The following is an 11,319-nucleotide window of genomic DNA, read 5'->3' on the forward strand; positions in this document are numbered from 1 at the left end:
GTCTTGTTCATTTTGCGTTGCGGGAGGACCGAGGAATATTTCATATTCGACATGAGTGATGCTGAGGGAGCTCGGACGGCAGATGAGCGAGATATTCGAAGGCGGTTGCTTTTGCGGCAAGGTCCGCTATCGCATGCATGGGCGGCCGATGTTCATCCATTGCTGCCATTGTATCGATTGCCAGCAGCAGACCGGCGGCGCGTTTGCTATCAATGCCCTGATCGAAGCCGAGCGGGTGGAGATCACCGAGGCCTGGCCGGTCGCAGTGGCCATGAAGACCGATAGCGGCTTGCCCCACGATATCTACCGCTGCCCGCAATGCCAGACGGCGGTCTGGAGCGATTACGGCCGACGCAAATGGATGTTATTCATCCGGGTTCAGACGCTCGAAAGGCGCACCGAATTCTCCCCGGACGTGCATATCTTCACCCGCTCGAAAGTCGCCTGGGTGGGCTTGCCGGAAGGCGCCAAAATCTTCGAGAACTACTACAGCTCCAAGGCGATGTGGCCGGCGGAAAGCGTCGCGCGGCGCGAGACAGCGCGGATCAAGGCTGGAGCGGAACGCTGAAACGCGAGAAGGCAGCCGGAGGAGACGACATGGCGAGCGAACGCGAAAAGATGGCGGCAGGCGAATGGTATTGCTGCCTCGATCCGGAACTCGAAGCGCTCCGGGACAAGGCCCGATCCGCCGTCCATGCGCATAACACCATGCCGCCCGCCGAGCGCGGCGCGATGGCGCCCGCCCTGCAGGCGCTGCTCGGCTCGGCAGCCGGCGCCTTTCTGGAAGCGCCTTTCCATTGCGCCTACGGCTTCAATGTCTTCCTCGAGCAAGGCGTGTATCTGAATGCCGGCTGCACAATCCTCGATACCGCTCCGGTCAGGATCGGAGCCCGCGGCATGCTGGGGCCAGGCGTGCAGCTTTACTGCGCGGATCATCACCGTGACCCCGTGCTGCGAGCTCAGGGCCTGGAAGTCGCCCGCCCGATCAACATCGGCGCCGACGTCTGGATCGGCGGTGGGGCAATCATTCTCGGCGGCATTGCGATCGGCAACCGGGCGATCGTCGGAGCCGGCTCGGTCGTGACGCGGGACGTGCCGCCAGGCGCCATGGTTGCGGGAAATCCGGCGCGACTGATCACGCCGCGTGACTGATTTCAGAACATCGCGCCGCGTAAAGATTGGATTCAGCATTTTTTGGTAATTTTCCGTTAGCAATTCCTATCCGGGGTTATCGACGGCAAGGGGCGGCCGTCTTTGTTGTTTTGCGTACGGGTTTTCAAATGCGTTTATCGGCTGTACCAGCACTCCTCGTCACCTGCTTCGCCTTGGCGGGCTGCGCCTCGACATCTGGCCCGGACGAGCTGGTGGCCGGGGTCGCCACGCAGGAAAAAACGGGCTCCGTCGACCTGCCCGCCGCCCCTGTCCCATCGGTCGGCATCGGCAAGACCTCGCGAGTCGGTGCGCCGCAAGCACCCTCGCAGCAAGCCCTGCCCCAGCGGCAAGCGCTGCCGCAGCAGGATGTCGCCTGGAACGGTCCGACGCCGGAGCCACAGGCCTTCGCGCGGGAAACGACGGTCGGCATGCCGCTTCCGTCCGATCGGCCGATCGCCATGCTGGCGCCCGATGAGCCGGCTCTGGAAACCGCACCCCGCCGCGGTCGCATGCAGATCTACAGCCGCCAGTTCCGCGATGCCAAGCCGATCAATTTCGGCAGGGTCTCGCCGAGAAGTTATGCGGTGCACGGCGTCGATGTGTCGCGCTGGCAGGGCGACATCGATTGGGCGAAGCTCCGGACGCAAGGAGCCAACTTCGCCTATATCAAGGCGACCGACGGCGGCGATCATCTCGACCCGATGTTCAAGACCAATTGGCGCAGGGCCAAGGAAGCCGGCATCAAACGCGGCGCCTACCACTTCTTCTACTGGTGCCGCACCGCCGGCGAACAGGCCGACTGGTTCATCCGCAACGTGCCGCGCGATCCTGACGCGCTGCCGCCGGTCATCGACGTCGAATGGAATGGCGAGTCCAGCTGCAAGGCGAAACTTTCCCGCGCCCGCGTGCTGGAAAAGATGCAGGTCTTCATGGACAAGCTGGAGCGCTATTACGGCCAGCGGCCAATCATCTACACGGCGCCGGATTTCTACGAGGACAACCTGTCGGACGAACTGCTCAACTACCCATTCTGGCTGCGTGCCGTCGCCCAACACCCTTCCAAGGTCTATCCGGGCCGCAGATGGCTGTTCTGGCAATATTCCGGCTCCGGCCTGTCGCACGGCGTCGACGGCAAGATCGACCTCAACGTCTTTCACGGCAGTGAGGAGCAATGGCACAACTGGATCGGACCGCGCACAACCCTGGCGCAGAATTGAGCCACCGGAGAACCACAGCTGCCCTCCCACGACGTCGCAGTTACAGCTGTCAGCCCAAACGGCCGAGCGCCCTTTCGAGGCTCTGAAAAATCCGCGGGTCCTGCGACTGCGCGACGTTGAACCGCAGGAAGCCCCCGGCTTTCTCGGAAAGGCTAAACACGTTGCCCGGGGCAAGCACGATATTGTCGGCAAGGCAGGCGCGTGCCACCTCCGCCGCCTCTATCCCGTCCGGTAGCCGGCACCAGAGAAACATGCCGGCCCGCGGCTGCAGCCAGGGTGTGATGCCGAGCGATGCGAGCCGCATCGTGGTCACCTCCATCGCCCGCGACAGGTGGACGCGCAATTCTTCAAGATGTTTCCGGTAGCTGCCGTCGGTGAGTAACGACAATACGAGTTCGGCCGACAGCCGCCCTGTCCCGAAATTGGTGGCGATCTGCAGATCGACCAGGCCTTCGATCCATTCCGGCTTTCCGGTGATGAAACCGCAGCGCACCGAGGCCGACAGCGTCTTCGAGAAGCTGCCGATATGCACGACCCGCTCCAACCCGTCGAAAGCGGCAAGCCGCGGCGCCGGCTCGTGTTCGAGGTCGGCGAAAATATCGTCCTCGATGATCGTCAGGCCGGCCCGGTCGGCGAGTTTCAGCAACCGGTGCGCCACGACCGGCGAGAGTGTCGCGCCGGTCGGGTTGTGGATCGCGGAATTGGTGATGTAGAGCCGCGGCTTGTGCTCATCGAGCGCCTGTCCGAAAGCCTCGATATCCGGCCCGACCGGCGTCATCGGCACGCCGACGACCTTTGCGCGATGGGCACGCAGCAGGGCGTGGAAATTGAAATAGCAGGGATCGTCGACCAGAACCGCGTCGCCCGGCTCGATCAGGAAACGGCAGAGAAGGTCGATGGCCTGGGTGCCGGTTTCAGTGAGCAAGATCTGGTCCCGGGCCGCCGATATGCCGTGCTCCCCCATCCGTCGGGAGAGGAGCTGCCGCAATTGCGGCGAACCGAGCGGGGTGGCGTAGTCCGACAGGACCCGATCCTCGCCGCGCGACAGGCTGCGCAGGGCCCGCCGGATCGCCGCCTCGGGCATCCATGAGGACGGCAGCCAGCCACAGCCGGGCTTGAGGAGATCGCCGTCTTCCAGCGCCTGGCGCGAGACCCAGAACGGATCGACCGCCCGGTCGAGCTTCGGGCCGATCTCGGAGAGCGACAGCGGCGCAAGCGGGCTCGACACGTAGAAACCGGACCCGGGCCGCGAGCGGATCAGCCCCTCGGCGGCCAGCCGCTCATAGGCTTCCACCACCGTCGAGGCAGAGACATGCATAGCCTTGGCGAAGGCACGCACCGAGGGCAGCCGCGCGCCGGGCACCAGCCCGCGCCCCGCGATACGGCTGCGAATCTCCGCCATGACGACCCCGATACGCTGGCCGCCGCCCTTCTGATCCGCCCTTGTATCCACCGTACTGCTCCATGAACCATAACAGTTTCTGCAAATTGTATCGCATTGTCTCTGGTGGCACCAGGGTTTCCGGCCGATAGCGGGACAATCCCAAGGAATGCGCCCGGACGAGCGTCCAAGGGAAATGCCCGCAAATACAGGAGACTTTCGATGAACAACACGGCAAACGGCTGGATCAACGGCATGATCGGCGTATTGATCTTCAGCGGATCACTTCCGGCCACCCGGATTGCGGTGGCCGATTTCGATCCGCTGTTCCTAACCGTGGCGCGTGCCACGATCGCCGGCCTGCTCGCGCTGTGCCTGCTGCTGGCCTTCCGCGAAAAACGCCCGGCCCGGTCCGATCTCCTGCCGCTCGCCATCGTCTCGCTCGGCGTCGTCATCGGTTTTCCGCTGCTGACGGCGCTTGCGCTGAAGCACATCACCTCGGCGCATTCGATCGTGTTCATCGGCCTCCTGCCGCTCGCGACAGCGATTTTCGGGGTGTTGAGAGGTGGCGAGCGTCCAAAACCCGTTTTCTGGATCTTCTCCTGCGTCGGCAGTGCAATCGTCGCCGGCTTCGCGCTGTTTCAGGAACAGGCAGCCTCCTCGGTCGGCGATCTGCTGATGCTGGCAGCAGTTATCGTCTGCGGGCTTGGCTATGCGGAAGGTGCCAGCCTGTCGCGCAAGCTCGGGGGCTGGCAGGTCATCTCCTGGGCGCTGGTGCTTTCGTTGCCCGTCATGCTCGCGCTGTCGATCGCGGTCGTGCCGGCGGCGTTTCCAAACCTCGACAGCACGTCCTGGCTCGGCCTTGCCTATGTTTCGCTGTTCAGCATGCTGATCGGTTTCATCTTCTGGTATCGCGGCCTTGCGCTCGGCGGCATTGCAGGCGTCGGCCAACTGCAGCTTCTGCAGCCGTTTTTCGGCCTGCTCCTGGCCGCCGCCCTCCTCGGGGAAAAGGTCAGCCTCGGCATGTTCGGGGCAACGCTTGCAGTGGTTGCCTGCGTGGCAGGCGCCAAGAGATTTGCACGTTAATTCGGCACGACCTGCTTGCGCCGTTCACGAAATCGGGAACCAAACGCGTATCGAGGCATTATCCGGCTGCAGAAGGAGGAAGCAATCATGACTTTTGATCCCAATGACAGAAAGTTCGAGCCCCGTGATCCGGACCTCCGGGCCACGGAAATTCGCACCGGCAGCAGCTCCTCGTGGGTGCCGTGGGTAGCCGTGATCGCCGTCATTCTGGTCGGCGCATTCGTATGGTCGCAGATGGGCGGTTCCTCGACCGACCCTCAGACCACCTCTTCGACCAATCCGCCGGTAACCGACAACTCTACGTCGTCACCCGCACCGGCTCCGATCACCCCGGCAGCTCCGCCGGCAGCTAGCCCCGCTCCGGCAACTCCGCCGGCCGGTGGTGCAACTGGTGGCACCGGCACGCAGCCGTAAGGCTGTTGCTCATTAGATAAACAAAAGCCGTCCGCCTTTCGAGGCGGGCGGCTTTTCTGTTTGGCGCAGGAATGCGTCAGGGGGCTCCGAAATGTACAGGGCTATCCGCGGATATCGCTCGGCACGGACAGTTCGATCTCGCCAGGCATCGTCTGCGGCCAACGCTCCAGCGCCTGCCGTCCGATATTCGTCAGCCCATAGACGCCCTTATCGATGCGCTCGAACCAGCCGTAATAATTGGCACGCAGGATCGCACCCGCTGTGGGCGCCGCCTGTTTGAGATCTCGCGGCCGAAGCGGACCGCCGCTAAGCGCCGAGGCGCAGGCGAGCGCCTGCTGCCGATAGGCGGTCATGACCGGAATCTTGGTGCTGCCGCCGACCGCCGGATCGCCGCGCCGTTTGCGATGCTCCTTGACGAGCCGCGTGCGCCGCTTCGGATTGGTGCGCGGCATCGGCGAGACAGAACTGACCAGCACGCTCACCTCACCCTGATCCGAGACGCCGAGCATGCCGATCCCGAGCCGGCGGCAGAGATCGCGGTACCGTTTATCCGCCTCGCGCCCCCTGCCCTTTGCGGAAACACGAGCCGCGATCCAGACCTCGTCTGAAACGCCAGCCCGATCGACCGCCTGCAGGATCAGTTCGAGATTGAAGGTCAGTTTCAGCTCGCAGATGACAACGACAGGCGGATCCGTCCCGCTCAACCCCACCAGATCGCAACCGCTCACTTCCCCCTTCACCTCGTATCCGAAGCTTTCGAGAAAGGTTTTGACGGGGAGATAAAGCGAAGTTTCCATGCGGTCCGGCAGAGTGAATCAGTCGGCCGACAGTATCACATCATCCCCACCTGCGCCGCGTGCAGCCTGGTATAGGCACCGCGTTTAGCAATCAGGTCCTGGTGAGTACCCTGTTCGAGGATGCCGTTGCCGTCGATGACGACGATGCGGTCGGCGCCCTGGATGGTCGCGAGGCGGTGGGCGATGATCAGCGTCGTGCGACCCTGCGAGAGTTCGGCAAGCGAGCCCTGAATGGCGCGTTCCGTCTCGGTATCGAGCGCCGAGGTGGCCTCGTCAAGGATCAGGATCGGCGGGTTCTTCAGGAACATGCGGGCGATTGCGACGCGCTGTTTCTGACCGCCCGAAAGCTTGACACCGCGCTCGCCGATCATCGTGTCGAGGCCCTGCGGCAGGCCGGCGAGCATCTCTTCGAGCCGCGCCCGTCGAGCCGCCTCGATGATATCGGTCTCGCTGGCACCGAGGCGTCCATAGGCAATGTTCTCGCGAATCGTGCCGCCGAACAGGAAGACGTCCTGCTGGACGATGCCGATCTGCTGACGCAGCGACACCTTGGTCATCTTGCGGATGTCCATGCCGTCAATGGTGATGCTGCCGCCACCGATCTCGTAGAAGCGCGGCAGCAGCGAGCATATGGTCGTCTTGCCGGCGCCCGAGGGGCCGACGAAAGCGATCGTCTCGCCGGCGCGGATGGCCAGGTTGACGTTTTCCAGCACCGGCTTTTCCGGGCTGTAGCCGAAGGAGACGTTCTCGTAAGCGATCTCGCCCTTGAGATGATCGACGTCGACCGCATCCGGTGCGTCGGCGATATCCGGCTCGGTATCGATCAGTTCGGTGAAGCGGCGGAAGCCGGCAACGCCCTTCGGATAGGTCTCGATCACCGAGTTGATCTTCTCGACCGGGCGGAAGAACACGCCGACCAGAAGCAGGAAGCCGATGAAGCCGCCGGCGGTCAGTTCGCCCGACAGCACGAAATAGGCGCCGGCGATCATCACCACCATTTGGGTCAGCCGCATGCTCATGTAGCTGAGCGAGCTGCTCGCCGCCATCAGCTTGTAGGCATCGAGCTTGACGCGCCGGTAGTTCTGGTTGTCCTGTTCGAAGAGCTCTCGTTCGTGTTGCTCGTTGGCGAAGGCCTGCACAACCCGGATACCGCCGACATTCTCCTCGATGCGGGCATTGAAATCACCAACGCGACCGAAGAGACGGCGGAAATTGTCGGTCATGCGGCCGCCGAAATGGCTGGTGACCCAGGCGGTCAGCGGCACGACGACGGCGGTGATCATCGCCAGCTGCGGGTTGACCGAGAACATCAAGGCAAGCGCGCCGATGAAAGTCATGATGGCAATGAACAGGTCTTCCGGCCCGTGATGGGCAACCTCGCCGATCTCTTCCAGGTCCTTGGTGAGGCGCCCGACGATATGGCCGGTCTTCTGGTTGTCGAAATAGCTGAACGAGAGTTTTTGAAGGTGATTGAAGGCGGCGCGGCGCATGTCCGTTTCAATATTGATGCCGAGCATGTGGCCCCAATAGGTCACGATCGCCATCAGGCCGGTATTGATCGCATAGATGACCAGGAGCGCCGCCGAGGCAAGCAGGATCAGCAGCCATTCCTGGCTTAAAAGCAGCCGATCGACGAACAGTTTCACCGCCATTGGAAAGCCGAGTTCGAGCACGCCTGAAATGATCGCGCAGCCGAAATCCAGGATAAAAAGGCCGCGATAGGGCTGGTAGTAGGCAAAGAAACGACGAAGCATCGGACACTCTGTGAAATCAATAGGTGAGCAGCGAAGGCAAGTTTTGGAACCCGCTTAGCCGGGTTCTCCCACGAGGTAAACCTTCGTTCTCGTGATCGCCGGAACAATAGAGAGGGCGATCGATATCAGGCGCGGCGGCTGCGCAACAGGGTACGGGCCGAAGTGTGCGGTTCGGCGAGCTGATCCGCCTCCAGCGAGGCGAACAGCCAGTCGATGAACACCCGCACGATCGGCGCCGAACGCATGGCCGGCCGACAGGCGACGTAGAAGGCGTCATTGGCCGGAACACTCAAATCGAACGGCACGACCAGTTCGCCGCGAGCGATCAGCTTGCTGGCGGTGATCGTATCGCCGAGCGCGATGCCCTGACCATGCAGCGCCGCTTCGGTCGAAAACCGGGCGTCGCCCATGAAATATTGCTGCCGGCGCGGCAGGTCGACGGCGTCTGCTGCCGAAAGCCAGGTGTTCCATTCGCGCCCGTCCGCATCGCCATGCAGCAGGACATGGTCTTCCAGGTCGCGCACCGAGCGCAGCGGCCGACTGTTGAGCAGGGTCGGGCTGGCGACCGGGAAGAGCTGCAGGTTGCTCCAGAGCCGCGTCCAGGCATCCGGCCAGTTGCCGTCGCCATATAGCACGGCGACGTCGACATCCGAGGAATGCAGCACGGCCGGATCGTTGGAGGCGGCGAGCTTCAGCCGGACCCCGGGAAACTGCTCGGTGAAGGAATTGAGGCGCGGCACGATCCAGAAGGACAGAAGCGCCGGAACACAGGTGATGGCCAGTTCGCCTGAAGTCGCCGGCCGTTTCATCTGCGCGGTCGCGGCAGCAATCTCGCCGAAGGCATGGCTGACGGCAGGCAAAAGAAGTGCGCCTTCCGAGGTGAGCTTTAATCGTTTCGCACCCCGCTCAAACAGCGAGACCTTCAAAGACCCCTCCAGCGCCTTGATCTGATGGCTGACCGCGCCATGGGTGACGTTGAGTTCCCGCGCCGCCGCCGAAACCGAGCCGCGGCGCGCCGTCGCCTCGAAGGCGCGCAGCGGATTGAGGGGCGGCAGGCGGTTGGCCATTTCCGATCTCCGGACTGATCCTCGAATTGATCTTAACTGTTAGTTTTTCTCACAGCTATTGCTAGAACAATCTCAATTGCTTTTCCACCCGCACCTGACGGATAATGATGAAAACAAGGGCGGCAAGCCCGGCGGGACAAAAATTAGGCTGCACACAATCAGCTCTGCAGACAGGTGAGGCGATCATGACGTTCGATGCGAAGAAGCTCGAGGAACTGCGCGCAAAATATCTCGACAGCCCCGGCGGCGAGATCTTCGATCCGAAGTTCAAGAAGGTCGGCGAAAAGATCTTCAACAAGGCCGGCACCCGCGTCGCGCCTTATGCGGGCATTCCAACGCTTCTCGATGCGCCCTATATGCCGCTCGATGCGGAGAACCCGGATTTCGGCGACCTCCAGGTGGCAATGGTCGGCATGCCGATGGATCTCGGCGTCACCAACCGGCCGGGCTCGCGCTTCGGGCCTCGCGCATTACGCACGATCGAGCGTGTCGGACCCTACAACCATGTGATGGAATGCGCGCCGATCTATGAACTGAACGTCGCGGATATCGGCGACGTGGCCTTCCGCAGCCGCTACCGGCTGGAAATGAGCCATGACGACATCGAGAAGCGCATCAACCAGATCGTCGATGCCGGCGTACTTCCTCTATCTGTCGGCGGCGACCACTCGATCACCCATCCGATCTTGAAGGCGGTCGGCAGAAAGGCACCGGTCGGTTTGATCCATATCGACGCCCATTGCGATACGAGCGGCTTTTTCGACGAAACGAAGTTTCACCATGGCGGCCCGTTCCGCAACGCGGTGCTGGACGGCGCGCTCGATCCCACCCGGACGATCCAGATCGGCATCCGGGGTGCTGCCGAGTACCTCTGGGAGTTCTCCTACGAGTCCGGCATGACCGTCATCCATGCGGAGGAAGTGACCGGCATGGGGCTGCCCGTGATCATCGAGAAGGCGAAGAAGATTGTCGGCGACGGTCCGACCTATGTCTCCTTCGACATTGACAGCCTCGACCCGAGCTTTGCGCCCGGCACCGGCACACCGGAGATCGGCGGGCTCACCACCCGCGAAGTGCTGGAACTCATCCGTGGGCTGAAGGGCATCAACATTGTCGGCGGCGACGTTGTCGAGGTCGCGCCGCAATATGACGCGACCAACAACACCGCCCATGCGGGCGCCCAGATATTGTTCGAAATCCTGAGCTTGATGGTTTTCAGCCCTTCCGTGAAGGGCCTGGCCTGACATAAACTGCTGATAATAAGGGAACTCGCCAGCCGGCGAAGCACCGGCGGGCAAAAAACAAAGGAGAAAAACATGCGTGACATTCTGAACGCCAAACTCGGCCGTCGTGGCGTGCTTGGTGCCGGCCTTGCCGGTGCCTCCATGCTGGCCATGCCCTCGGTGCTGCGCGCCCAGGACAAGTCGCTGAAGGTCGGCGTCTATGGCGGCTTCTTCAAGGATTCGTTCGACAAGAACATTTTCCCGGACTTCACCAAGGCGACCGGCATCGCCATCGAATCAGTCGCCGAGCCGACCGGCGAAGCCTGGCTGGTGCAGCTCGAACAGGCCGCCAAGGCGGGTGCCGCGCCGGCCGACGTCTCGATGATGTCACAGGTTGCCATGTTGAAAGGCCAGTCGACCAATCTCTGGGCACCGCTCGACGCCGCCAAGCTGCCGAACTCCAAGAACCTCATCGATCACTTCGTCAATAAGTATCCGGACGGCAAGATCGCCGGCATCGGCGCCGTCTCCTGGTACATCACGCTGGTGACCAATACGCAGGTCTACAAGGAGGCCCCGACCTCCTGGGCTGCCCTGTGGGACAAGGCGAACGCCGACAAGCTCGGCCTGCTGGCGCTCGTTTCCAACTCCTTCCTGCTCGAAGTGACCGCCAAGACTTATCTGGGCGGAACCAAGGCGCTCGACACCGACGAAGGCATCCTCAAGGCGCTTGAAAAGCTCGCGGAAGTGAAGCCGAACGTCCGCCTCTGGTATCGTGACGAAGCGCAGTTCGAACAGGCGCTGAAGTCGGGCGAAATCCCGATGGGCCAGTATTACCACGATGTCACCGGCCTTGCCGCCTCACAGGGCAGTCCGGTTCGCTCGACCTTCCCGAAGGAAGGCGGCATCCAGGACAGCGGCTGCTGGGCGCTGTCGCGTGCCTCGAAGAAGACCGAGGAAGCGCACACGTTCATCAACTACATGTGCCAGCCAGCCATCCAGGCGACCCTGTCGCGCAAGGTCGGCACCTCGCCGACCGTCAAGCGCGACCTGCTCGACCTGACCGCCGCCGAATTCGCCTCGGTCTCCTCGGATATCGAGCCGATCATCCCGCGCTACGATCTCTACCAGACCAAGTCCGACTTCCTGAACCAGAAGTGGACGGAGATGATCGCGGGTTGATCTGAATCCGTATAAGGTCGGAACCAGAAGCCCCCTCACCCGGCCT

Annotated in this window: 11 protein-coding genes; 7 read left to right on the forward strand and 4 right to left on the reverse strand. The window is 62.6% G+C overall.

The window, feature by feature from the left end:
- Positions 1 to 82: 82 nt before the first annotated feature.
- The 3 genes from PMI07_RS07340 to PMI07_RS07350 all read left to right on the forward strand — a co-directional run bounded on the left by PMI07_RS07340 (position 83) and on the right by PMI07_RS07350 (position 2,369).
- Complete coding sequence (locus PMI07_RS07340; protein WP_007763689.1) at positions 83 to 568, forward strand: GFA family protein; 486 nt, start codon at positions 83 to 85, stop codon at positions 566 to 568.
- A gap of 29 nt (positions 569 to 597) precedes the next feature.
- Complete coding sequence (locus PMI07_RS07345) at positions 598 to 1,152, forward strand: sugar O-acetyltransferase (RefSeq protein WP_007763691.1); 555 nt, start codon at positions 598 to 600, stop codon at positions 1,150 to 1,152.
- Between the two features lie 128 nt (positions 1,153 to 1,280).
- Positions 1,281 to 2,369: a GH25 family lysozyme gene (locus PMI07_RS07350; RefSeq protein ID WP_037085948.1), complete on the forward strand. Its 1,089-nt coding sequence runs from the start codon at positions 1,281 to 1,283 to the stop codon at positions 2,367 to 2,369.
- Between the two features lie 49 nt (positions 2,370 to 2,418).
- Here PMI07_RS07350 and PMI07_RS07355 read toward each other — a convergent pair whose 3' ends face one another.
- A complete protein-coding gene (locus PMI07_RS07355) occupies positions 2,419 to 3,771 on the reverse strand; it encodes a PLP-dependent aminotransferase family protein (protein WP_051484160.1) in 1,353 nt (450 codons plus the stop codon).
- 201 nt (positions 3,772 to 3,972) lie between these two features.
- Here PMI07_RS07355 and PMI07_RS07360 point away from each other — a divergent pair, with 201 nt between their 5' ends.
- Positions 3,973 to 4,836, forward strand: a complete 864-nt coding sequence (locus PMI07_RS07360; RefSeq protein ID WP_007769171.1) for a DMT family transporter — start codon at positions 3,973 to 3,975, stop codon at positions 4,834 to 4,836.
- 87 nt (positions 4,837 to 4,923) lie between these two features.
- The gene (locus PMI07_RS33965; RefSeq protein ID WP_007769170.1) at positions 4,924 to 5,250 is read left to right on the forward strand and encodes a hypothetical protein; all 327 of its coding nucleotides are present in this window, start codon (positions 4,924 to 4,926) and stop codon (positions 5,248 to 5,250) included.
- Between the two features lie 101 nt (positions 5,251 to 5,351).
- On the opposite strand, the gene PMI07_RS07365 is transcribed toward PMI07_RS33965, so the two are convergent.
- The 3 genes from PMI07_RS07365 to PMI07_RS07375 form a co-directional block, all read right to left on the reverse strand.
- On the reverse strand, positions 5,352 to 6,047 hold the full coding sequence (locus tag PMI07_RS07365) for a DUF2161 family putative PD-(D/E)XK-type phosphodiesterase (RefSeq protein WP_007769169.1): 696 nt from the start codon (positions 6,045 to 6,047) through the stop codon (positions 5,352 to 5,354).
- Positions 6,048 to 6,082: 35 nt separating this feature from the next.
- The gene (locus PMI07_RS07370) at positions 6,083 to 7,801 is read right to left on the reverse strand and encodes an ABC transporter ATP-binding protein (RefSeq protein ID WP_024163651.1); all 1,719 of its coding nucleotides are present in this window, start codon (positions 7,799 to 7,801) and stop codon (positions 6,083 to 6,085) included.
- 125 nt (positions 7,802 to 7,926) lie between these two features.
- The gene (locus PMI07_RS07375) at positions 7,927 to 8,868 is read right to left on the reverse strand and encodes a LysR substrate-binding domain-containing protein (RefSeq protein WP_007762615.1); all 942 of its coding nucleotides are present in this window, start codon (positions 8,866 to 8,868) and stop codon (positions 7,927 to 7,929) included.
- Between the two features lie 185 nt (positions 8,869 to 9,053).
- Here PMI07_RS07375 and speB point away from each other — a divergent pair, with 185 nt between their 5' ends.
- Positions 9,054 to 10,112: an agmatinase gene (speB, locus tag PMI07_RS07380; protein ID WP_024163652.1), complete on the forward strand. Its 1,059-nt coding sequence runs from the start codon at positions 9,054 to 9,056 to the stop codon at positions 10,110 to 10,112.
- A 72-nt stretch (positions 10,113 to 10,184) separates the two neighbouring features.
- Positions 10,185 to 11,273: an ABC transporter substrate-binding protein gene (locus PMI07_RS07385; protein WP_007759496.1), complete on the forward strand. Its 1,089-nt coding sequence runs from the start codon at positions 10,185 to 10,187 to the stop codon at positions 11,271 to 11,273.
- Positions 11,274 to 11,319 lie beyond the last annotated feature (46 nt).

This window comes from Rhizobium sp. CF080 (assembly GCF_000282095.2).
Classification (GTDB): domain Bacteria; phylum Pseudomonadota; class Alphaproteobacteria; order Rhizobiales; family Rhizobiaceae; genus Neorhizobium.